This window comes from Paracoccus sp. SY, assembly GCF_002901215.1.
GTDB lineage: Bacteria > Pseudomonadota > Alphaproteobacteria > Rhodobacterales > Rhodobacteraceae > Paracoccus > Paracoccus acridae.
On the sequence record NZ_NWMQ01000048.1, the window covers coordinates 1 to 20,893 of the forward strand.

Genomic DNA, 20,893 nt, shown 5'->3' on the forward strand with positions numbered 1-20,893 from the left:
TGCCGAAGCGGCAGGCATCAGCCCGATCTCCGCAATCAGGCCGCGTAATGCCGCGATGCTTGGAGCCTGGCCGCCGGGTCGAAAGGGCCGTAGCCAAGCCGGAGATCTTCTCTCGATAAAGCTTAGTGAGGCTGGGGTGCAGACGCAGGGCAGGCGGCTCCGGGTTCTCCGCCAGGTCCTCCAAAAAGCAGACCTCTGGCGGTCCCCAGCACCAAAGCAATCGCCAGCATCCGCCGCGCCCCTTCGCGTCCTTTGTACGATCCGCATGCCGTTCGGCGCCTCAGAATCACCCCTCACCCGCACTTCGCCAAGGAACTCGCGTAGCAGAGAATTCGCCGCCACCATCTGGCCGCTGCCCGTCAGCAGCGCCTCCAGACGCGGCACCTGCTGGCGGTAGATCGGCCGTGGTCGGGAGATTACAACCGGGGCCGGCGGGACTTTCGGGGCTTCGCCGGACGCCCCGTCGGGCCGGCAAGCAGCTGATCGCGCCCCTGCTTGATCCGGTTCGGGTGAACTTCGCCGTGCTGCGCCCGCTTGATCAGTGTCTTGCCGCCCTCGGTTACAGCCACAGCCACTTTCGCCTGGGCTGCCCGAAACCAGACTGTCCAACCAGCCCGTTCACCAGCCGTCAGGGCAGGCGAGTGTCATCGTGCCGTCGGTTTGCCATTCGCTCGATCCTGTCGAACAGCGGGGCAAGCCTGCCGCGGCAGTAGGTCAATCCCTCATAGACCACATAGGCTTTCCTTGCCCAGCCGACATAGATCTGCGGGCGGCTGGTTGCAGCGGCCAGCCATGCCATCCGGTGAGACCCGCGGCTGATCGCGGCGCGGGTGCGATAGACCAGCTTCCTGCGCCACCCGATCCCTGCCGCCGAGGGCGCCACGCGCTTGATCGGGCGGATGCCGCGCCTGGCCCAGGTGAGGCGATAGGCCAGCCCCTCCCGCCTTTGCCGGAAGCCTGCGGCCTGGGTGTCGGCCACGAAATCGGCATTGACCTGCTCAAGGTCCAGCCGCCCCTCGGCGCGGGCCTCGTCGATCAGGCGCTGGATCAGGGGCGCGCGAACGACTACCACGTTGGTGCCGCGGCCGTCCGAGGAATAGGGCTCGACCCAGGCGTCGCCGAAGCTGACATCCGCCGTTTCCGCCACCACGTCGTCGCAGAAATTGCAGGCCGAGTTCTGGAAATAGCCCGCGCCCCAGTCGCCGTCGGCCAGGTGGAACCACTCGTTCTGCACGGTGCTGCCGTCGTCCAGCGTCAGATGCGCCGTGTACCAGTTCGCAGGCCGGTTCGCGTCCTTCAGCCGGTATTCGACGGCCCGCACCCGGTCGTGGTCCGCGCCCAATTGCCAGGCGAAGCTTTCAACGAAACGCGCGCTTTTCATGTGCCCGCAGAAGAGGCCCAGCATATGCGTGATCCGTTCCGCCAGAATGGCATCCTGCGCGCGGGCCAGATGCACCGCCTTGATGAAGCAAGGGATGCCCACCACCGCATAGCGGCCGGGTGTGGCGCGGACCTGATCCAGCACCTCGGCCAGATGGATCGGGTGATAGCGGGACCGGGCGCCGGCCAGCAGGTCGTCTTCCGACCGGCTGATGCGATAGCCGAAGAAGGGCTGCCCTGGCTTGCCCGGATGGACGTGCAGCACGCCGTCGATCTCGCCCTGCCGCATCAGTTCGGCGGCGACCCAGCTGACCATGCCGCCGGAACTGCCGCGTTCGCGGAAGGGCGGTTCGGCGACGGCGCCGACATGGCAGGAGGTGTAGCGGCCCAAGCGCGCGTCATGCTGTGGCGCCTCGGGGAAGCGGGCGGCGGCGATGGCGTCCTCGTTCTTCGCCTCGGGCGAGAAGGGGCAGAGCTTGGCGAACGCCTCGCTGCGCCGGTGGGTCGCGGGGCCGGTGGGCTTCAACTGGCCGTAACCGTCCCAGGCCATCCGCGCGTCGGTGCCCGAGGCACAGGACCCGCAGCCGATGCAGAGGCCCGAGCGGACGATCTGCGCGGGGCTGAGCGCCTGGGTCATGCCCGCCCCGCCAGTGCCGCGTCGAGCCAGTCCTCCGACTGCGCCCGCAGTTCCGCGATGCGCGCCCGGACCGCCTCCGACACCGGCTCGGCCAGCAATGCGCCTACGTCGGCGGGGTCGCGGTCCTCGAAGGTCAGGTGGCGTTCCGCCCCCAGCAGCGCGGTCAGGTCGCGGACCTTGGTCCAGCGGTAATCCGACGGCGCGCAGACCAGCGGCTTGCCGTTCACCAGCGCGAAGCAGCAGCCGTGGAAATAGGTTGTTGCCACTGCTTCGGCCCCCGCCACCAGCGCCGCGAAGTCCTGCGGCCCGGCGTCGAGCCGCTGCTCGTCCGCCCAGTCGTTGCGATAGCCCACGCTGAGCGTCCGCAGGCCCCGCGCGCGGGCGGCATCCTGCACGCGGGCGGCGAACCAGTCGGGGATGTGGTGGCCATAGACCAGGATGTAAGGCGCTTCGTGGACGGCCTCGACCTTGGGCGGGTTGAGCAGCACCGGGTCCAGCACCATCGCCGGTTCGGCGCCCGTGGTCCCTTCCACCAGCCCGAAGCTGTTGTCGTCGCGCACCGAGATCGCGTCCAGATCACGCAGGCGTTCCGCCCATTGCGGCTCGACGAAATCGGCCGCGTAGTTCCCGAAGCTCGCCGCATAGGTCACGACGCGCGGCGCGGCGATCCCCTCGCCCCAGAAGACGGGCTTGCCGCCATACCAGGGATGCGAGAGGTTCAGCACCTCGTCGCTGCCGATCACCGCAAGGTCCACCGGCGGCATCGCCTCGGGCGCGTCCAGATCGAAGGGCGCGGACAAGGGGAGCGTTTCGAAAGCCTGCACAAACTTGCGCAGCTTGCGCCCGTATTGCGCCACATCCGCGCGCGAGGACCGCTGCGGCGTCAGCGGCTGGAAGGCATAGCGCCATTCGCGCGAGGTCACCTCGCAGGACTGGTGGTCCAGCAGCACGGCGTCATGGCCGCGGGCGGCGATGGCCTCGACCAGGCAGCGGGCCTGCCAGTAGCTGCCATAGTTGATGCAGCGGTGGAAGGTCAGGACGCCGACGCGCATTCTATCGGCCATAAATCCGGTCGATCACCTGCGCGACCGTCACCAGATGCCGCGCCTGATCGTCGTAGCGCGCGCCTTGGGACAGCCGCGTCAGCCAGTCCACCGCCGCGCGCCCGCCCCAGTCGTCGGGCGGTTCGGCCAAGGCTTCCGCGCGGATATGGTGATGCCGCTCGGCCCGCAGGTCGTAGAAGGATCCGTTGACGTTTCGCAGGCTCGCGCCCCCTTCGGTGCCATAGAACTCGGCCGCGATCACCGCCTCNCGCCCGGCCTGCAAGCCCCAGGAACAGGCGAGCCGCACCACGGTCCCGCCCGCAAGGTCCAGCGTTGCCACGGCGTAATCCTCGACTTGGCGCGAGGGATCGGCCAGCGGCGCGCCCTTGGCGTAAAGGCGGCTTTCGACGCCCGTGACCTCGGGCCAGCCGAGCGACCACAGCGCAAGGTCGATCAGGTGGACGCCCAGGTCCACGACGCAGCCGCCGCCCGAGAGCTTGGGGTCATAGAACCAGGGTTTGTCGGGCCCCCAGGCGTTGTGGAAGGTCACGTCCACGCCGAAGACATGGCCCAGCGCGCCCGCGTCCAGCAGCGGCCGGATCGCGCCCATCGCGGCGGTCTGGCGATAGGAGAGGTCCACGCCCAGCAGCCGGTCGGCGCGGCGCGCGGCCTCGACCACCTGCGCCACCTCGGGGCCGGTGCGGCCCAGCGGCTTCTGGCAGAAGACCGCCTTGCCGGCATTCAGCGCGGCGATGGACTGTTCCGCATGGGCGGCGCTCGGGGTGGCGATCACCACCGCGTCGATGTCTTCGCGCAGCAGCGCGTCCAGCCCATCCACCCGCCGGGCGCCGGGTGCCAGCGACAGCGCCTCGGCGGCGCAGGTGTCGTCGGGCTCGGCCACGGCCACGATCTCGGCCAGTCCTGTTGCGGCCTGCGCCGCCATCCGGTGCCGCCCGACCCAGCCGGTGCCGAGGAAACCCAGACGGGGGCGGCTCACAGCGCCACCCAGGCCTTGACGAAGGCGCCCGGCTTGTCGCGGGTCGCGGCCAGTGCGTCGCCCAATTGATCCAGCGCATAACTCCCGGTCAGCAGCGGCCCAAGGTCCAGCCAGCCCGAGGCCAGCGCATCGACCGCCGCCCGAAGACCCGCCATGCGGACACCCGCGTCACGCTCATGGGCGCTCGCGATGTCGATGCCCTTCCAGTTCCACATCTGCATGTTCACTTGCCGCGGTCCGTCCTGGTGATAGCCTGCGATCACCAGACGCCCGCCCTCGGCCACGAGTTCCCCGGCCAGATCCAACGGCCACTGCTTGCCCACGCATTCGATCACCCGAGGGGCCATGCGGCCATCGGTCAGGCGCTTCACATCCTCGATGATGCGCCAATGATCATCCATGGAGATGGTTTCCGCCGCGCCCATCCGGCGCGCCAGGTCCAGCGTTTCGGCCCGGCGCGACACGGCGATGACCCTTGCCCCCGCATCCACGGCCAGCCGCGTCAGGATCGCGCCCAGAAAGCCGATGCCGACGATCACCACCGTCTGGCCCGCGCGGATATCGGACCGCGCAAAGATGTTCATGGCGCAGGCCACGGGTTCCCCCGGAACCGGCATCCCCTCCAGGGACGCGGGCAGCGGCACCACCATGTCGGCCTGCGCCAGATCGTATTCTGCATAGGACCGTTCCGTCAGCGCCGTCACGCGGTCGCCCACCGAAAGCCCCTCGACCCCCTCGCCCAAGGCCACAATGCGGCCCCAGCCCTCGTGCCCCATGCCGCCGGGGGTGCCGGGCCATGTGGACCAGGGCTGGCCCTCCCAGGGCTCCACGTTCGAGGCGCAGACGCCGCAGCCTTCCAGGCGGATCAGAACCTCGCCCGCGCCGGGCTGGGGGACGGGCACTTCGGCCACGGAAAATCGCTGCGGTCCCTCAAGGACCGCCGCACGCATGGTCTGGATCATAGGACTTCTCCTGGAACCCAGGCGCTGCCCGGTCCCTTGTTCTTGGCAGGCTTGGCGAGGCTGTCATGGACCAGAAAGATCCCGTCCCCCCCGGCGAGGACATGAAAGAGCAACTGACCAGCAACATCCTGCGGCTGGTCCGGCGCCGCCGGCAAGAGGACGCCCGCGCCTCGATCAGCGACAAGATCGCCGAAAGGATCACGCGCATCGCGGGGTCGATGACCTTCATCCTGCTGCATGTCGTCTTTTACGGCGGGTTGCTGCTGGTGCTGACCGACCTGATCCCCATTCCCGTTCCCTTCGGCGAGGGTCTGGGGCTGATCGGCTCCGTCGCCTCGACCGAGGCGATCTTCCTGTCGCTGTTCGTGCTGATGAACCAGCGGCGCGAGGAACAGCGCGCCGATGCCCGCGCCGACTTCACCCTGCATGTCAGCCTGCTGACCGAGGACGAGCTGACCAAGCTTGCGAGCGTGATCCACCGCATGGCCGAAAGGCTGGACGTGCCCGTCGACGAAGGCGCGGCCCAGGAGGTCGAGAAGAACGTCGATCCCGAGCAGGTCTTGGACGCGCTGGAGGAAGTGGAGGGGGAGGGTGCCCCCGGTCATCCCGGCAGCGGTCACGACAGGGATGCGGCCACGGGCAAGCCTTCGGCGATAAAGGCCTCGACCGCCTCATAGGCCTCGTCGTCGGTCATCTGCTCGGGCGGGTGCTTGCAGAAATAGGCGGCAGGCGCCAGCACCGGTCCGGCAAGGCCGCGGTCGCGGGCGATGGCGGCGCAGCGGATCATGTCGATGGCGACGCCCGCGGAATTCGGGCTGTCCTCGACCGAGAGGCGCAGTTCCAGGTTCATGGGCACGCCGCCGAACAACTCGCCCTCCATCCGCAGGAAGCAGACCTTGTTGTCGTTCTGCCAGGCCACGTAATCGGACGGGCCGACATGGATATTCTCGTCCGCGATGCGGTCGGCGGCGACCGACTGCACGGCCTCGGTCTTCGAGATCTTCTTCTTTTCCAGGCGTTTGTGGTTCGCCATGTTCAGGAAATCGGTGTTGCCGCCGGTGTTCAGCTGATAGGTCCGGCACAGCTTGACGCCGCGTTTGTGGAATAGGTCGGTCAGCACGCGATGCACGATGGTGGCGCCAAGCTGGGCCTTGATGTCGTCGCCGATGATCGGCACGCCCGCCTTTTCGAACCGTTCCGCCCAGGCCGGGTCCGAGGCGATGAAGACGGGGATGTTGTTGACGAAGGCCACGCCCGCTTCCAGCGCGCATTCGGCATAGAATTCGGTCGCCTTCTGGCTGCCCACGGGCAGATAGTTCATCAGCACGTCCACCCGCGCGTCGCGCAGCGCGGCCACGACTTCTTCGCGCGTGGGCTCGGGTTCGTCGGCGGGCAGGAAGGTCCGTGCCTCGGGGTAATCGGCCATGTGTTCGGCCACGCCGTCCAAGACGCGGCCCATGCGGACCACGGCGCCGGTATCGGGCACGTCCGGGGCGAAGACCGCCGTGCAGTTGGGCAGGGCGAAGATCGCCTGAGCCACGTCGCGGCCCACCTTGCGGGCGTCGATGTCCCAGGCCGCGACCACCCGGATGTCGTCGGGGCGATAGCCCGCAAGGCTGTGGTGCATCAGCCCCGTGGCATCGTTTCGCCCGGCATAATGCGTCAGCCCCTGCACCAGGGAACTGGCGCAGTTGCCGACCCCGACGATGGCGATGTTGATCGGCATATGGGCGTCTTTCATGTAGGGGCCTTCCGGTCTGGACGGGTCAAGTCAGGGCCGACAGCAATGTAGCTGGCTGGGTCTCAACACGGCGGGGCGCGTATCGTTCAATCATCGTGGCACAGAAATCCGCGAATTGTTGCGGATCATGCGGCGGGCTGGTGTGATGCGCGCCGGGGCCCAGGTGTTCGGGCGTGAAGCAGAAGGTCACAGTAGTGTCGAAATCGGCCAGAGCCTCCATCTGCCGGTCGAACCAGCCAAGCGCGTCGGGGCGGAAGCTGTCGGCCCAGGACAGGCCGGTGCGCAGGTGCCGCACCCCCAGCCGCTTCATCCAGGCCACCGCATCGTCAAGGCGCGGATCCTGGTAATGGAACCACTGCATCAGCCCCATGTCGGCGGCGTGCGGCGCATAGGCGTCAAGCCCCGGCTTGGGCGTGCCGTCGGCGCGGATCAGGCCCATGTAGAAATGGCGGTAATAGGAACTGCCCTCTGCCTCGCGGTGGCGTGTCGTGGCGCCCCATTCCTGCGGCAGGTCGAACAGCGAATACCAGAAGATGCGCGGCACGCGGCCGACCAGCAGTTCGGCGGTCTTCTGGACGCCGAAGACCTGCACCTCCTCGGCGCCGAAGGATCCGACGCCGACCTCGGTCACCCAGACGGGCTTGTCCGTGACGGCCTCGATCTCGGCCACCTTGGCGGGCCATTCGTGGATCTGCCACAGGTTCCAGTCCAGCGGAAAGCCGTGGACCGCGACCACGTCCACATGATCCAGCGCCCCATGCCCTTCCATCCGCTGCACCCACAAGGGGTCAATGGGCGACATGCCGCCCAGGACGCGGGTCACGGCCGGGTTCACATCCCTGATCGCCTGCCCGGCCAGCGACACGCATTGGCCGAAGCGCGACCAGTCGGGGTCCAGTTCGGGATCCCAGTGGGACTTGTTGTTCGGCTCGTTCCAGATCATCGCGGCTTCGATCATCGGGCGGCTTCTCCTTGGTTGGGACGGGCGGGATAGACCGCCGCCGGTCCGTATTCGGCAAATGGCACCGGGGCGGTGCGGCACAGATAGACCTCGTCGGCGGGGCCGGCGAGGGCGGCAAAGCCCGAGGCGCGCAGCATCGCCTCGACCCCCGCGCGGTTCGGGACCCACCAGTTGGTCCAGTCATTGGCCCATTGCCGCTCGATGAAGGCCATGCGGGGCCAGTCGGGTGCCTGGAAATGGGCGTCTTCCGAAAAGTCGTAATCCTCGGCGGCCTGGGCCACCGTGTCGGGGCCGCGCGTCAGGGTCTGGAACAGCATCAGGTCGCCCGCGACATGTTCCCGGATCAGATCCAGCGCCAGCAGCGGATGGCGGAGGTGATACAGCACCCCCATGAAGATCACGAGGTCGAAGCGTTCCCCCAGCGCCGCCACGTCATAGACGCCCACCTGCCGGAACTCGACCCCGTCCATGTCCAGCACCTCGGCGGCAAAGCCGGCCTGCGCCAGATAGCGGGCGTCGGTGTCGATCCCCAGCACGCGGGCAGCCCCGCGCCTGCGCATCTCGAAGCTGTAGAAGCCGGCGTTGCAGCCGATGTCCAGGACCGTCTTGCCGGTCAGATCCGCGGGAAGCAGATGCGCGAAACGAGAGAACTTGTCCGCAGGATAATCGCCCAGGAAATGCGACGGCGCGGTCCTGACGCCCTTCAGATCCAGGTTCTGGAACCAGGGGCCAAGTCTTTCTGCTTTCTGGGCAATCTGCGCTGCGTTCATTATCCGTTCCGTCATTCTCTGCCGTTAATGGTTAGGACATGGGCCATGCCTTGTCCATGCGCCATCACCCAACTGACCGAAGCCGGGTCGATGTCGAAGCGCAGGATGTTGTCCAGGGGCAGGCCCAGGACATGGGCGATCACCCCCCGGATCACGTCGCAATGGCTGACGCAAAGGACCGGCCCGCCGCCCTGCCGCGCCAGCCCGTCCAGATGGGCCATGGCGCGCGACACGGCGGCACCCATCGTCTCGCCCCCCGGCGTGGGCGCGGTCCCCCGCGCCGCGTTCCAGTGTCGCCATGCGGGATCGCCGTCCAGGTCGGCAAAGCGCGCGCCGGACCAGGCGCCGAAGTCGATCTCGTCCAGGGCGTCGTCCCGGACCGGGGTCAGGCCCAGGCCTTGCCCCAGGATCGCGGCGGTCTCGATTGTGCGGCGGCGGGGGCTTGTGGCGATGGCCGCGATGCCCCGCTCGGCCAGCCGGTGGGACAGGGCGGCGGTCTGGTCCCGCCCCGCCGCGTTCAGCGCGATGTCGCGCGTCCGCCCGCTCAGCCAGGTGCCCAGGTCGTCATGCGCGCCGTGGCGGACCAGGCCGATCAGCACGCTCATGCGCCGCCCCGGGCAGGCTGGCAGAGGGCCGGGCAACAAAGATGAAGAAGAAGATGGAACCAAATCTGCATGGGGGCTTTTACATCACAACACTGATACCGTTGCAATTTCTGAAACAACAGGACGGGGGACACATTGGAAAAGGTTCTGATCACGGGCGGCGCGGGGTTCATCGGGCGCTTCGTCACGGACGAGTTGCTGCGGCGCGGCCATCAGGTTCGCGTGCTGGATGCGCTGATCCCGCAGGTCCATGGCGACGGCGCGGGACGCCCCGATGCGCTGAATGCGGAAGCCGAGCTCATCCAGGGCGACGTGCGCGACGGGGATGCCGTTGCCCGCGCGCTGAAGGGCGTGGACAGCGTGATCCATCTGGCCGCCGAGGTCGGCGTGGGCCAGTCCATGTACGAGGTCGAGCGATATACGTCCACGAACGACGTGGGCACCGCCGTCCTGTTCGAGAAGCTGATCGACAACCCCGTGCGCCGCGTCGTCACCGCCTCCTCGATGTCCATCTATGGCGAGGGGCTTTACAAGGATGCCGACGGCCAGACGGTCGAGGATGCCGAGCGCGTGGGCATCCGCGACGGGCTGAAGCAATGGGATCCGACCGACGCCCAGGGCCGCCCCCTGACCCCCGTGGCGACGCCCGAATGGAAGCGCCCGAACCTTGCCTCCATCTATGCGCTGAACAAGTTCGTGCAGGAACGCACCACCCATATCATGACGGCCCCCTATGGGATCGAGGGCGTGTGCCTGCGGCTGTTCAACGTCTTCGGCCCCGGACAGGCGCTGTCGAACCCCTATACCGGGGTGCTGGCGATCTTCGCCTCGCGCTACCTCAACGGCCAGGCGCCGATGATCTTCGAGGATGGCGAGCAGCGCCGCGATTTCGTCCACGTGTCCGACGTGGCCCGCGCCTTCGCCGAGGCGCTGTCCCTGCCGCAGGCGGCGGGCGGCACCTTCAACATCGGGTCCGGCCACGACCGGTCCGTGACCGAGGTCGCGCAGGAACTGGGCCGCGCCATGGGCCGCAATTCGCTGGAACCGCAGATCGTCGGCAAGGCCCGGATCGGCGACATCCGCCATTGCTTCTGCGACACGCGGCTTGCCGCCGAAAAGCTGGGCTTCACCGCGCAGACGGATTTCCGCGAGGGGCTTGCCGAACTGGCCGAATGGGTCGCCAGCCAGACGGCGGTGGACAATGTGGAAAAGATGCGGGCCGAACTCGACAAGCGCGGGCTGGTGGCATGACCGGGCGCACCGACGCATCGGCCGATCCGCGCCCGGTGCTGGTCACGGGGGGCGCGGGCTTCATCGGCTCGAACCTCGCCGATCGGCTGGCGGCGGACGGTCACCGGGTCATCGTCTATGACGCCCTGAGCCGCCCCGGCGTGGAACGTAACCTGTCCTGGCTGCAATCCCGCCACGGCGACCGGATCGACCATATCCAGGCCGACATCCGCGACGCCGCCCGCATGGCCGCCGCCGCGCAACAGGCGAAGGTGGTCTTCCACCTGGCCGCGCAGGTCGCCGTGACCACCAGCATGGTCGAGCCGGTCGAGGACATGACGATCAACCTGATCGGCACGATGAACCTGCTGGAGGCGCTGCGGGCAAAGAACGACGGCACGCCGCTGGTCTTTGCGTCCACGAACAAGGTCTATGGCGATCTGGCGGATCTCGACTTCGCGCTGGAGGGCGAGGCCTATCGCCCCACTGACGGCGACGTGCGCGCCCATGGCATCGGCGAGGCACGCCCGCTGGACTTCCACACGCCCTACGGCTGTTCCAAGGGCGCGGCGGACCAGTATGTGCTGGACTATGCCCGCAGCTTCGGCGTGCCGACCTGCGTCTTGCGGATGTCCTGCATCTATGGCCAGCGCCAGATGGGGACCGAGGATCAGGGCTGGGTCGCCCATTTCCTGATCCGCGCGCTGAAAGGGCAAGGGATCACGCTTTACGGCGACGGCTGCCAGGTGCGCGACATCTTGGACGTGTCCAATGCCGTCGAGGCCTATCTGGCCGCCTGGGACCGCATCGACCGGGTTTCGGGCCGCGTCTTCAACCTGGGCGGCGGGCCACGGAACGCGGTCAGCCTGCGGCAGTTGCTGGACTTCGTGGGCCGGATCATCGACCGACCCGTGGACATCGCCTATTCCGACTGGCGGGCGGGCGACCAGCGTTACTTCGTGGCCGATACCCGCGCGGCGGACCAGGCGCTGGAACTCTCGCCCAAGGTGGACTGGCAGGACGGCGTGACCCGGCTGGCGCAATGGCTGGCATCCGAGGGCGGGATCAACCTGCCCATCGGCCAACCCCTGGCGAAATCCGCATGATGCGGGTGCTGATGACCACCGACGCGGTCGGCGGGGTCTGGCAATATTCGCTGGAACTGGCGGGGGCCTTGGATGCCGAGGTCACGCTCGCGGTGCTTGGTCCCGCGCCCGACCCGGACCAGCGCGCGGCGGCGGATGCGGCGGCTGTTACCCTGGTGGACACCGGCCTGCCGCTGGACTGGCTGAGCGACGGCCCCGCACCCGTGCTGGCGGCGGGCGAGGCTGTGGCGCAACTGGCCCGTCAGCTCGGCGCGGATCTGGTGCATCTGAACGCCCCGGCGCTGGCCGTGGCGCGGTTTGACCAGCCGGTCGTGGCGGTGAACCACGGCTGTCTTGGCACCTGGTGGGACGCGGCGCGCGGCGGTCCGGTGGACCCCGCGCTGGCCTGGCTGCCCGATCTTGTGGGACAGGGCCTGCGCGCGGCGCATCGCGTGGTGGCGCCGACTCGCGCCTATGCCGAGGCCACGGCCCGACGCTATGGCCTGCCCGTGACGCCGGCGGCGGTCCACAACGGCCGCACCGCGATGCCCTTGCCCGACGCGCAGCCCTTTCCCGGCGCGCTGACCATCGGTCGCCTGTGGGACGAGGTAAAGGACACTGCCACGCTGGATGCCGCCGCCGCCCTGCTGGACGCGCCCTTCGTTGCCATCGGCGCCAGCCGCGCGCCCCATGGCGCGACGGTCGCGCCCGCGCATCTGCAGGCCACCGGGCCTCTGCCTGCCGAAGGGCTTGCCGGCTGGCTTGCCCGCCGGCCCGTCTTCGCCAGCGCAGCGCGGTTCGAACCCTTTGGCCTTGCCGTCCTTGAGGCCGCGCAGGCGGGTTGCCCGCTGGTCCTGTCGGACATCCCGACCTTCCGCGAACTCTGGGACGGCGCCGCCACCTTCGTCAGCCCCGGCGATGCCGAGGGCTTCGCCGAAGCCATCCGCGCCCTGCTGGCCGACCCTGCCCGTCACGCCGCCCAAGGCGAGGCCGCACGCCTGCGCGCCGCCCGTTATACCCCCGCCGCGATGGCCGCGCAGATGTCCGGCATCTACCGCGACCTCCTTTCGGCCAAGGACAAAGCCGCATGAAGATCGTCTATTTCACCCATTCGCTGCAAAGCTGCTGGAACCACGGCAACGCCCATTTCCTGCGCGGCGTGCTGCGGGAACTGGCGGCGCTCGGCCACCACGTCCGCGCGCTGGAACCTCAGGGCGCCTGGAGCTTGGAAAACCTGCTGCGCGACCACGGCGAGGCGGGGCTGGAGCCGTTCCGCACCAACTACCCCGAACTGACGGTCGAGACCTATGAACCCGCCGCCAACCCGGTGGAACTGGCGGGCAGCGCCGATCTGGTGATCGTCCATGAATGGAACGACCCCTCGCTGGCGGCCACCCTGGGCAAGGCCCGCAAGGGGGGCGCCCGCTTCACGCTGCTGTTCCACGACACCCATCACCGCGCGGTCAGCGAGCCGGATGCGATCCGTGCCTTCGACCTGTCGGGCTTCGACGGCGTGCTGGCCTTTGGCGAGACTCTGTCCCAGGTCTATCGCCGCTGGGGCTGGGGTGACCGCGTCTGGACTTGGCACGAGGCCGCCGACACAAGGCTGTTCCACCCGCCCGCGCAGGAAAGCGCACGCAAGGGGCTGGTCTGGATCGGCAACTGGGGCGACGGCGAACGGACCGAGGAACTGGAAAACTTCCTCTTCCGCCCGGCGCAGCAGGCGAACCTGCCGCTGGACATCTACGGCGTGCGCTATCCGGCCGAGGCGCTGGCGACGCTGGACCGCTATGGCGTCCGCTATCATGGCTGGGCGCCCAATGCCGCCGCGCCGGGAATCTTCGCCCGGGCACTGGCGACGGTCCATGTCCCCCGCCGCTTCTATACCACCGTGCTGCCCGGCATCCCCACCATCCGCGTCTTCGAGGCGCTGGCCTGCGGCATCCCGCTGGTATCCGCGCCATGGCAGGACAGCGAGAACCTGTTCCGCCCCGGTCAGGACTTCCTGTTCGCGCAGGACGGCGCGGAAATGACCGCCCGCCTGCGCGATCTGGCAAACGACCCCGACCTGCGCGCCTCGCTTGTCTCGCACGGGCTGGAAACCATCCGCGCCCGCCATACCTGCGCCTATCGTGCGCAGGAACTCCTCTCCATCGCCGGAACGCTCGGCCTCAACCTCGGAGCCTCTGCGGCATGAAGATCGCATTCTATGGATCGAGCCTGCTGTCGTCCTATTGGAACGGCGCGGCCACCTATTACCGCGGCATCCTCGGCGAACTCGCCAAGCGCGGCTACGACATCACCTTCTATGAACCCGATGCCTTCGACCGCCAGAAGCACCGCGACATCGACCCGCCGGACTGGTGCCGGTCCGTCGTCTATCCCGCGACGGAAGACGCCATGCGCGGCGTCCTGGCCGAGGCGGCGGATGCGGACATCGTGGTCAAGGCCAACGGCGTCGGCGTCTTCGACCGCGAGTTGCTGGAGGGTGTGGTGGCGCAGGCCAGGTCCGGCGCCCTGAAGATCTTCTGGGACGTGGACGCGGCGGCTACGCTGGACGAGATGCGCGCGGACGACAGCCATCCCGTGCGGCGCGCGCTGCCCGGCCTTGACATGGTGCTGACCTATGGCGGCGGCCCGCCCGTGGTGGACGCCTATCGCGGCTTCGGCGCGAAGCTGTGCGAGCCGGTCTATAACGCGCTGGACCCCGCGACGCATCATCCCGCGCCCTCCGATCCGAAGTTCGCATCCGACCTTGCCTTCCTCGGCAACCGCCTGCCCGATCGCGAGGCGCGGGTCGAGGAATTCTTCCTCAAGCCCGCCGCGATGCTGGCGAACCGCAACTTCCTGATCGGCGGGAACGGCTGGGACAGCAAGCAAATGCCGGGCAATGTCCGCCATCTGGGCCATGTCTATACGCATGAGCACAATGCCTTCAACTGCACGCCGCTGGCCGTCCTGAACGTCGCCCGCGACAGCATGGCGAATGTGGGTTTTTCCCCTGCCACCCGCGTCTTCGAGGCGGCGGGGGCGGCCGCCTGCCTGATCACCGATGCCTGGGAAGGGATCGAGCAGTTCCTGACCCCGGATACCGAGGTGCTGGTCGCCCGCGACGGACAGGACGTGGCCGACCATCTGGCGGCCCTGACCCCGGACCGGGCGAAGGCAATCGGCCAGGCCGCGCTGGCGCGGGTCAAGGCGGAACACACCTATGCCCTGCGCGGCGCGCAGGTGGACGCCCTGTTCAAGGCGCAGGCAAAGGGGATAGCGGCATGAAGTTGGTCGTTCTTGGCCTGTCGCTGTCGTCCTCTTGGGGGAACGGCCATGCCACCACCTTCCGCGCGCTGCTGAAATCCTTTGCCCGGCGCGGGCACGAGGTGCTGTTCCTCGAACGCGACGTGCCCTGGTATGCCAGCCAGCGGGATCTTCTGGACCCCGACTGGTGCCGGCTGGAATTCTATGCGGACCTTCCCGGCCTTGAACGCTGGCGCGACCAGATCGCGGCAGCGGATGCGGTGATCGTCGGCAGCTATGTCCCCGAGGGGGTCGAGGTGTCCCGCCGCGTCCAGAAATGGGCGCGCGGCACAACCGGCTTCTACGACATCGACACGCCGGTCACGCTGGCGAAGCTGGAACGGGGCGACCACGAATATCTCTCGCCCGCCGTGATCCCCGGCTTCGACGTCTATCTGTCCTTCACCGGCGGCCCGACGCTGCGCCATATCGAAAGCCGCTATGGCTCGCCCATGGCGCGGGCGCTCTATTGCTCGGTGGACCTCGACCTTTACGGGCCGCGAGAGGTGCCGAAGCGCTGGGACCTGTCCTATCTGGGCACCTATAGCGACGACCGCCAGCCGACCTTGGAACGGCTGTTGCTGGAACCCGCCCGCCGCCGCCCGGACCTGTCCTTCGTGGTGGCCGGGCCGCAATATCCGGCGGACATCGACTGGCCCGCGAACGTCGAGCGGATCGAGCATTGCCCGCCCGCCGACCACGCCGCCTTCTATTCGGCCAGCCGCTTCACGCTGAACGTGACGCGGGCCGACATGATCCGCGCGGGATACTCGCCATCCGTCCGCCTGTTCGAGGCCGGGGCCTGCGCCACGCCCATCATCTCGGACAAGTGGGACGGGATCGAGACGCTGTTCCAGCCGGGACGGGAAATCGTGCTGGCTGATGGCGCGGCGGATGTTCTGGCGGCGCTGGACCGCGACGCCGGGGCCATGGGCCGGGCGGCGCGGGCGCGGATCGAGGCCGCGCATAGCGCCGATCATCGCGCGGCCGAGTTGGAAGCGCATCTGGCGGAAGCGGCAAACCACAAGGCTGGCATCCGTCCAGTCGAAACAGCAGGGGGATAAGCAGCATGAGGAAACAAACCGACCTGGACCCCGGTCCCCGCGGAACCGTGCAACCCCTGTCCCTGAACGTCGTCGCGGGCGGCGCGGGCTTCATCGGATCGCATCTGTGCCGGGCTTTGCTGGACCGGGGGGAATCGGTCCTCTGCCTCGACAACCTGCAGACCTCGCGCCCGTCGAACCTGCGGGCGCTGGAAGGCCAGCCCCGCTTCCGCTTCCTGCGCCACGACATCACCCAGCCCCTGCCGGCGGAACTGCTGCGCCTGGCCCCGCGCATCACCCGGGTCTGGAACCTGGCCTGCCCGGCCTCGCCGCCGCATTACCAGCGTGACCCGGAACACACGATGCTGACCAATGTCGTGGGCACCAACCACCTGCTGCACCTGGCCGAGGCCGCCAAGGCGCGCTTCCTGCTGACCTCGACCAGCGAGGTTTACGGCGACCCCGAGATCCATCCCCAGGCCGAGGATTACCGGGGCAATGTCAGCTGCACCGGCCCCCGCGCCTGCTATGACGAGGGCAAGCGCGCGGCGGAATCGCTGGCCTTCGATTACGCCCGCGCGGGCCGGGCGCAGGTGCGCGTGGCGCGCATCTTCAACACCTATGGCCCCAACATGGACCCCAATGACGGGCGCGTGGTGTCGAACCTGATCTGCCAGGCGCTGCGCGGGGACGAACTGACCGTCTATGGCGACGGCAGCCAGACGCGCAGCTTCTGCTATGTCTCGGACATGGTGGCGGGTCTGATGGCGCTGATGGCGGCCGATATCGACGGGATGGAGCCCGTGAACCTGGGCAATCCCGCCGAGATGACGGTGAACGAATTGCTGGGCCATGTCGTGACCCTGACCGGCACGCGCGCGCCGGTGGTGCATCGCCCGCTGCCCGTGGACGACCCGCGCCGCAGGCGGCCCGACATCAGCCGCGCACGCGCGCTGCTGGACTGGGCGCCCCAGGTGCCCCTGGCCGAGGGGCTGGAGGCGACCTGCGCCTGGTTCGCGGCGGAACTGGCGGCGGAACCCGCGGCGGCAGGGGCCGCGGGCTAGGATCGCGGCGGCGCGGCGGCCGGCATCATGGCGGACAGCGATCCCTGGACCAATGCCATGCGGCGCGGGGACTTTCCCGCGGCTTGGGCCATTGCCGACGCGGCGCTGAGAGGGCGCGATCCGGCCCTGCGCGACGATCCGCGCCTGCCCTATCACCTGCGCTGGGTCTGGGACGGGCGGCCCTTCGCGGGGCGCGATGTGCTGGTGCGCTGTTACCATGGGTTGGGCGACACGCTGATGTTCTCGCGCTTCCTGCCGCTGCTGGCGCGGCGCGCGGCGCGGGTCACGGTGGAAATGCAGCCCCATCTTGTGCCGCTGTTCCGGGGCTTTCCGGGCATCGACAGGCTGGTGCCCTTCGACGTGGCCCATCCCCTGCCGCCGCAGGATTGCGATATCGAGATCATGGAACTGCCGCTTGCCCTGCGCGCCGGCCCGTCCGACGCCCCGCTTCCCGTGCTGGACATCGTTGCGCCCGCTCCGCTGCCGCCAGGCACGGTGGGGCTGTGCTGGGGCGCGGGCGACTGGGACGCCCGGCGATCCGTGCCCGAGGCCATGTTCGCGCCCTTCTGCACAGGGCCGGCGCTGTCCCTGATGCCGGGGCCGACCGCGCTTCCCGTCCTGAACCCGGCCGGCTGCCCGCTGGACATCATGCAAACGGCCCAGCTTGTGGCCGGATGCGCGCTTGTCGTCACGGTGGATACGATGATCGCCCATCTGGCCGGGATCCTGGGACGGCCGGTCTGGCTGCTGGTCCAGCACGACCCAGACTGGCGCTGGCCCATCCAGGCCGAATGCACCCCATGGTATCCGACGATGCGCGTCTGGCGCCAGTCCGCGCCCGGCGATTGGACCGGCGTGATCGGCAGGGCGGTCGCGGCCCTGGATCGCGCAACCCGGTTTCAGCCTGCAGAAGGTAGATCAGCATGACATCGACGTTCCGTTCCGCGCCGCTTGCCCCCGTGTCCTGGGGAGAGCTTCTGGACAAGATCACCATCCTGGAAATCAAGGCGGCCCGCATCTCTGACCCGGCCGCACGCGCCAATGTGGACCGCGAGCTTGCCCTGCTGCGCGAGGTCGCGGCCCCCGTCCTGCCGCAGCCGGGCCTTGCCGTCCTGATCGACGGCCTGCGCCGCGTGAACCTTGATCTGTGGCAGATCGAGGACGACATTCGCGCCAAGGAAGCCGCCGCCCGCTTCGATGAGGAATTCATCGCGCTGGCGCGCTCGGTCTATCTGAAGAACGACAAAAGGGCCGCGTTGAAGCGCGAGATCAACACCCTGCTGCGATCCGAACTGGTCGAGGAGAAATACCACCCTTGCGGCTGACGGACGTTTCAAGAAGAAGCCGCAGCCCTTGGTGAGGGTCGATCCTGCGGTGCGGCTGGATGATCCGCATGACGAAGGGGTGATCCGCCCCGAAAGCGTCATCCCCGGGATACCCTGACGAATCCGGCGCATCGGCGGTCATCCTGGTCCGGGGGGCAGGTTCATGGCCTTCTATCCGGGGGCGGAACGGCTCTCGTGACCTCCATTCCGCAACCCGGCATGGCGTGGCGCCTCAGCGACCTTCACCCGTATCGGAATCCCCCGATGCAAGCGCTTCTTCCGCTTCATCAAGGCCACCGGCCGTTCCGCCTTCGCCTGCTTCGATGATGCGCCCGTCTGCCCGGCCGCCGTCATCAGGGGCAACCTCGGCAGGAAGTTCGGACAGGCCCTGGTCTTCCCCTCCTTCAAGAAGCGCATCGTCGCCCGGTACGCCAAGCTCGTCCCGAGCTTGCGCCCAATGCTGGGCCTCGCGGCCCTCGGGGCGGCCTTCAGCTTCCCAGATCTGATACGCACGATGGCGAATGTGTTCGTCGTCCTGCATGGTGACCTCCGGGATCATTTGCAGCCGAACCACCGCCGGGGCAAAATGTTCCTGAACGCGAGAGCAGCCGGGTGGGGTCAAGGGCATCGCGCCCAGTCGGAACGAAGACGCGGTTTGGAATGACGGGAAGTCCGCGTCAGTCGTCGCCCCGGACGACGAAATGCCCTTGAGCGACACGGGCACAGAAACAAATGGCGCCGTCAAAGGTTCGGGAACAGGATCCGTTTTTTCGAGGCCATCATGAAACATCGCGTCGTCGTCGTCGGGGCCGGCTTTGCCGGCTTGCAGCTGGTGCAGGACCTGGCGGGGGCCGATTGCGCGATCACGCTGATCGACCAGCGCAACCACCACCTGTTCCAGCCGCTTCTGTATCAGGTCGCGACGACGCTTCTGGCGACGTCCGAGATCGCCTGGCCCATTCGCCGGGTGCTGCGCGGCCGGCCAGAGGTCGTGACCCTGCTGGCCCGCGTGACAGGGGTGGACCGGGACGCGGGGCAGGTGGTGCTGGACAACGGGGACCGGATCCCCTTCGACACCCTGGTGCTGGCGACCGGCGCGCGACACGCCTATTTCGGCCATGACGAATGGGAGGCCGATGCCCCCGGCCTGAAAACCCTGGAAGACGCGACCACCATCCGCCGCCACCTGCTTCTGGCGTTCGAGCGCGCGGAACTGGCCCATGATCCGGCGGAACGCGACGCGAACCTGACCTTTGCCATCATCGGCGGCGGGCCGACGGGGGTAGAGCTTGCCGGGATCGTGGCCGATCTGGCGCATCGCGTCCTGCCGCGGGAATTCCGGCGCATCGACACCCGCACCGCGCGGATCATGCTGATCGAGGCGGGACCGCGCGTCCTGCCGGTCTTTCCGCAGGGGCTGTCCGATTATGCGGCGGCGGCCTTGCAGCGGCGCTGCGTGCAGGTCCTGACCGGGCAGCCGGTGACCGGCATCTCGGCCCGCGACGTCACCATCGGCGAAAGCCCGGTTCCCTGCCGGACGGTCATCTGGGCTGCCGGGGTGCAGGCCTCGCCGGCGGCGGAATGGCTGGGGGCACCGGCCGACCGCGCGGGGCGGGTGATGGTGGATGCGCACCTGACCCTGCCCGGCGATCCCCGGATCCTCGTGCTGGGCGACACCGCCCATGTCGAGGCGGACGGCAAGCCGGTGCCGGGCCTGGCCCCGGCGGCCAAGCAGCAGGGCAGGTATGCGGCGGCCCTGATCAAGGCACGGCTGGCCGGAAAGCCGTTCCCGAAGCCCTTCCGCTATGTCCATCAGGGCAACCTGGCCACCATCGGGCGCAATGCCGCCGTGATCGATCTTGGCCGCATCCGCATGACAGGATGGCTGGCCTGGTGGATCTGGGGCATCGCCCATGTCTATTTCCTGATCGGGGTCAGGTCGCGGCTGGCGGTCGCCATCAGTTGGCTGTGGAGCTTTCTGTCCCGGCAGAATCCAGCCCGCCTCATCACGCAGAAGGACACGGCCCGGCGCAGGTGATCGCCCGCGCCGGGTTTGGGGGACGCGCAGCCAACGGGACGGGACTCTGACCGCCCAGCGATCCCGCCGGCCCGGCTACTGGTTTTCCTGCGGGTTGCCGGGCGTCTTGCCGGTCTTTGCCGGGTTCATGACATCGAACTCCTCGGGGGAATGAGGAACGCCCTCATGGTCGCCCTGACCATGCTGGCGCGGGGGATCGGTGGCAGGATTGGGTTGCTTGGGACGTTCACGGGTCATGATGGTTCCTCCTGAACCACAACCCTGGGCCAGGGCCGGTTGTTCCGCCTGGGCAGCAAGATGGATCGTGGCAGGCCATCGGGCGATCAGATCGCGGGAAGCCTGAACGGAACGACCTCTGGGTCCTCCCTCGACCCGAGCGCCTCGGGCTTTCGCCAGCAGGGCTTGCCGAGCTTGGGCGCGATACCGGGATGATCCCTGGGCCGGGCTTTGCACAGCCGGTGGTCAGGATGACCGGCAGGTTCGGGCGCCGGACCTGAACGGCTTTTGCAAGCTGCAAGCCCGTCATCCGCGGCCATGATCGTGGACGACGTCTTTCGTGATGGCACTTGTTCGCACACTGCCCGGACCGGCCCGGAAAGGCACGCGCGTCATCAGGAAAAGGGCGCAACCATCTGTCAAAGTTGCCTGGACCGGATTATCCCTTTGTCTTGCAAACATGCTGCGGGGGCCGTTCTTGGATCTTGATGAACTTTACCGC

The 20,893-nt window shown here is 68.3% G+C and carries 21 protein-coding genes; 11 read left to right on the top strand and 10 right to left on the bottom strand.

Features of this window, described 5'->3' with window-relative positions:
• Positions 1-628: 628 nt before the first annotated feature.
• From CK944_RS19085 to CK944_RS19100, 4 genes are all read right to left on the bottom strand, one after another.
• A complete protein-coding gene (locus CK944_RS19085; protein WP_205049109.1) occupies positions 629-2,017 on the bottom strand; it encodes a Coenzyme F420 hydrogenase/dehydrogenase, beta subunit C-terminal domain in 1,389 nt (462 codons plus the stop codon).
• Positions 2,014-3,069: a polysaccharide pyruvyl transferase family protein gene (locus CK944_RS19090; protein WP_103174663.1), complete on the bottom strand. Its 1,056-nt coding sequence runs from the start codon at positions 3,067-3,069 to the stop codon at positions 2,014-2,016. Before CK944_RS19090 ends, CK944_RS19085 begins: the two co-directional genes overlap by 4 nt.
• Before the next feature lies 1 nt (position 3,070).
• Positions 3,071-4,057, bottom strand: coding sequence for a Gfo/Idh/MocA family protein (locus CK944_RS19095; RefSeq protein ID WP_103174664.1), 987 nt, complete (start codon positions 4,055-4,057; stop codon positions 3,071-3,073).
• Positions 4,054-5,019, bottom strand: a complete 966-nt coding sequence (locus CK944_RS19100; RefSeq protein ID WP_239986159.1) for a zinc-binding dehydrogenase — start codon at positions 5,017-5,019, stop codon at positions 4,054-4,056. Before CK944_RS19100 ends, CK944_RS19095 begins: the two co-directional genes overlap by 4 nt.
• A gap of 65 nt (positions 5,020-5,084) precedes the next feature.
• Here CK944_RS19100 and CK944_RS19105 point away from each other — a divergent pair, with 65 nt between their 5' ends.
• The gene (locus CK944_RS19105) at positions 5,085-5,696 is read left to right on the top strand and encodes a DUF1003 domain-containing protein (RefSeq protein WP_103174665.1); all 612 of its coding nucleotides are present in this window, start codon (positions 5,085-5,087) and stop codon (positions 5,694-5,696) included.
• Here the strand turns inward: CK944_RS19105 and CK944_RS19110 are convergent.
• Genes CK944_RS19110 through CK944_RS19125 form a run of 4 tightly spaced genes read right to left on the bottom strand, consistent with a single transcriptional unit; the run spans position 5,636 to position 9,096 of the window.
• Positions 5,636-6,760: an inositol-3-phosphate synthase gene (locus CK944_RS19110; protein ID WP_239986160.1), complete on the bottom strand. Its 1,125-nt coding sequence runs from the start codon at positions 6,758-6,760 to the stop codon at positions 5,636-5,638. The two genes, CK944_RS19105 and CK944_RS19110, sit on opposite strands and share 61 nt — an antisense overlap.
• 25 nt (positions 6,761-6,785) lie before the next feature.
• A complete protein-coding gene (locus CK944_RS19115; protein WP_103174667.1) occupies positions 6,786-7,718 on the bottom strand; it encodes a glycosyl hydrolase in 933 nt (310 codons plus the stop codon).
• Entirely contained in the window at positions 7,715-8,491 is a 777-nt protein-coding gene (locus tag CK944_RS19120) for a TIGR04290 family methyltransferase (RefSeq protein ID WP_103174668.1), read from the bottom strand. The genes CK944_RS19115 and CK944_RS19120 overlap by 4 nt, the downstream gene beginning before the upstream one ends.
• Before the next feature lie 11 nt (positions 8,492-8,502).
• Positions 8,503-9,096 carry a histidine phosphatase family protein gene (locus CK944_RS19125; RefSeq protein ID WP_103174669.1) on the bottom strand — a complete coding sequence of 198 codons (594 nt, stop codon included), beginning with the start codon at positions 9,094-9,096 and terminating at the stop codon, positions 8,503-8,505.
• A 135-nt stretch (positions 9,097-9,231) separates the two neighbouring features.
• Here CK944_RS19125 and CK944_RS19130 point away from each other — a divergent pair, with 135 nt between their 5' ends.
• The 9 genes from CK944_RS19130 to CK944_RS19170 are packed head-to-tail and all read left to right on the top strand — an operon-like array spanning position 9,232 to position 18,137.
• Complete coding sequence (locus CK944_RS19130; RefSeq protein WP_103174670.1) at positions 9,232-10,347, top strand: NAD-dependent epimerase/dehydratase family protein; 1,116 nt, start codon at positions 9,232-9,234, stop codon at positions 10,345-10,347.
• A complete protein-coding gene (locus CK944_RS19135; RefSeq protein WP_103174671.1) occupies positions 10,344-11,432 on the top strand; it encodes an SDR family NAD(P)-dependent oxidoreductase in 1,089 nt (362 codons plus the stop codon). Before CK944_RS19130 ends, CK944_RS19135 begins: the two co-directional genes overlap by 4 nt.
• Positions 11,429-12,502, top strand: a complete 1,074-nt coding sequence (locus tag CK944_RS19140) for a glycosyltransferase family 4 protein (protein ID WP_205049112.1) — start codon at positions 11,429-11,431, stop codon at positions 12,500-12,502. The genes CK944_RS19135 and CK944_RS19140 overlap by 4 nt, the downstream gene beginning before the upstream one ends.
• Positions 12,499-13,608 (top strand): glycosyltransferase, encoded by a 1,110-nt coding sequence (locus CK944_RS19145; protein ID WP_103174672.1) that lies wholly within the window; start codon positions 12,499-12,501, stop codon positions 13,606-13,608. Before CK944_RS19140 ends, CK944_RS19145 begins: the two co-directional genes overlap by 4 nt.
• Positions 13,605-14,687 (top strand): glycosyltransferase, encoded by a 1,083-nt coding sequence (locus CK944_RS19150; RefSeq protein WP_103174673.1) that lies wholly within the window; start codon positions 13,605-13,607, stop codon positions 14,685-14,687. The genes CK944_RS19145 and CK944_RS19150 overlap by 4 nt, the downstream gene beginning before the upstream one ends.
• Complete coding sequence (locus CK944_RS19155) at positions 14,684-15,769, top strand: glycosyltransferase (RefSeq protein ID WP_103174674.1); 1,086 nt, start codon at positions 14,684-14,686, stop codon at positions 15,767-15,769. The genes CK944_RS19150 and CK944_RS19155 overlap by 4 nt, the downstream gene beginning before the upstream one ends.
• Positions 15,770-15,774: 5 nt before the next feature.
• A complete protein-coding gene (locus tag CK944_RS19160; RefSeq protein ID WP_103174675.1) occupies positions 15,775-16,812 on the top strand; it encodes a UDP-glucuronic acid decarboxylase family protein in 1,038 nt (345 codons plus the stop codon).
• 27 nt (positions 16,813-16,839) lie between these two features.
• Positions 16,840-17,739: a hypothetical protein gene (locus CK944_RS19165; protein ID WP_205049113.1), complete on the top strand. Its 900-nt coding sequence runs from the start codon at positions 16,840-16,842 to the stop codon at positions 17,737-17,739.
• Positions 17,736-18,137, top strand: a complete 402-nt coding sequence (locus CK944_RS19170; RefSeq protein ID WP_103174676.1) for a hypothetical protein — start codon at positions 17,736-17,738, stop codon at positions 18,135-18,137. The genes CK944_RS19165 and CK944_RS19170 overlap by 4 nt, the downstream gene beginning before the upstream one ends.
• A 232-nt stretch (positions 18,138-18,369) precedes the next feature.
• Here CK944_RS19170 and CK944_RS24080 read toward each other — a convergent pair whose 3' ends face one another.
• Positions 18,370-18,927 carry a DUF2934 domain-containing protein gene (locus CK944_RS24080; protein ID WP_239986161.1) on the bottom strand — a complete coding sequence of 186 codons (558 nt, stop codon included), beginning with the start codon at positions 18,925-18,927 and terminating at the stop codon, positions 18,370-18,372.
• On the opposite strand from CK944_RS24080, the gene CK944_RS19180 reads away from it, so the two are divergent.
• Positions 18,919-20,175 carry an NAD(P)/FAD-dependent oxidoreductase gene (locus tag CK944_RS19180; protein ID WP_103174677.1) on the top strand — a complete coding sequence of 419 codons (1,257 nt, stop codon included), beginning with the start codon at positions 18,919-18,921 and terminating at the stop codon, positions 20,173-20,175. The two genes, CK944_RS24080 and CK944_RS19180, sit on opposite strands and share 9 nt — an antisense overlap.
• Before the next feature lie 75 nt (positions 20,176-20,250).
• Here the strand turns inward: CK944_RS19180 and CK944_RS23360 are convergent, their stop codons facing one another.
• Entirely contained in the window at positions 20,251-20,412 is a 162-nt protein-coding gene (locus CK944_RS23360; protein ID WP_158248072.1) for a hypothetical protein, read from the bottom strand.
• Positions 20,413-20,893: the final 481 nt, after the last annotated feature.

Excerpts from the sequence above, each read along its gene's own strand:
- CK944_RS19120 (WP_103174668.1), bottom strand. The coding sequence starts at position 8,491 with ATGAACGCAGCGCAGATTGCCCAGAAAGCAGAAAGACTTGGCCCCTGG.
- CK944_RS19110 (WP_239986160.1), bottom strand. The coding sequence starts at position 6,760 with ATGAAAGACGCCCATATGCCGATCAACATCGCCATCGTCGGGGTCGGC.
- CK944_RS19150 (WP_103174673.1), top strand. The coding sequence starts at position 13,605 with ATGAAGATCGCATTCTATGGATCGAGCCTGCTGTCGTCCTATTGGAAC.
- CK944_RS19085 (WP_205049109.1), bottom strand. The coding sequence starts at position 2,017 with ATGACCCAGGCGCTCAGCCCCGCGCAGATCGTCCGCTCGGGCCTCTGC.
- CK944_RS19160 (WP_103174675.1), top strand. The coding sequence starts at position 15,775 with ATGAGGAAACAAACCGACCTGGACCCCGGTCCCCGCGGAACCGTGCAA.
- CK944_RS19165 (WP_205049113.1), top strand. The coding sequence starts at position 16,840 with ATGGCGGACAGCGATCCCTGGACCAATGCCATGCGGCGCGGGGACTTT.
- CK944_RS19100 (WP_239986159.1), bottom strand. The coding sequence starts at position 5,019 with ATGATCCAGACCATGCGTGCGGCGGTCCTTGAGGGACCGCAGCGATTT.
- CK944_RS19135 (WP_103174671.1), top strand. The coding sequence starts at position 10,344 with ATGACCGGGCGCACCGACGCATCGGCCGATCCGCGCCCGGTGCTGGTC.
- CK944_RS19090 (WP_103174663.1), bottom strand. The coding sequence starts at position 3,069 with ATGCGCGTCGGCGTCCTGACCTTCCACCGCTGCATCAACTATGGCAGC.
- CK944_RS19180 (WP_103174677.1), top strand. The coding sequence starts at position 18,919 with ATGAAACATCGCGTCGTCGTCGTCGGGGCCGGCTTTGCCGGCTTGCAG.
- CK944_RS19125 (WP_103174669.1), bottom strand. The coding sequence starts at position 9,096 with ATGAGCGTGCTGATCGGCCTGGTCCGCCACGGCGCGCATGACGACCTG.
- CK944_RS24080 (WP_239986161.1), bottom strand. The coding sequence starts at position 18,927 with ATGTTTCATGATGGCCTCGAAAAAACGGATCCTGTTCCCGAACCTTTG.
- CK944_RS19170 (WP_103174676.1), top strand. The coding sequence starts at position 17,736 with ATGACATCGACGTTCCGTTCCGCGCCGCTTGCCCCCGTGTCCTGGGGA.
- CK944_RS19155 (WP_103174674.1), top strand. The coding sequence starts at position 14,684 with ATGAAGTTGGTCGTTCTTGGCCTGTCGCTGTCGTCCTCTTGGGGGAAC.
- CK944_RS19140 (WP_205049112.1), top strand. The coding sequence starts at position 11,429 with ATGATGCGGGTGCTGATGACCACCGACGCGGTCGGCGGGGTCTGGCAA.
- CK944_RS23360 (WP_158248072.1), bottom strand. The coding sequence starts at position 20,412 with ATGACCCGTGAACGTCCCAAGCAACCCAATCCTGCCACCGATCCCCCG.
- CK944_RS19105 (WP_103174665.1), top strand. The coding sequence starts at position 5,085 with ATGGACCAGAAAGATCCCGTCCCCCCCGGCGAGGACATGAAAGAGCAA.
- CK944_RS19145 (WP_103174672.1), top strand. The coding sequence starts at position 12,499 with ATGAAGATCGTCTATTTCACCCATTCGCTGCAAAGCTGCTGGAACCAC.
- CK944_RS19115 (WP_103174667.1), bottom strand. The coding sequence starts at position 7,718 with ATGATCGAAGCCGCGATGATCTGGAACGAGCCGAACAACAAGTCCCAC.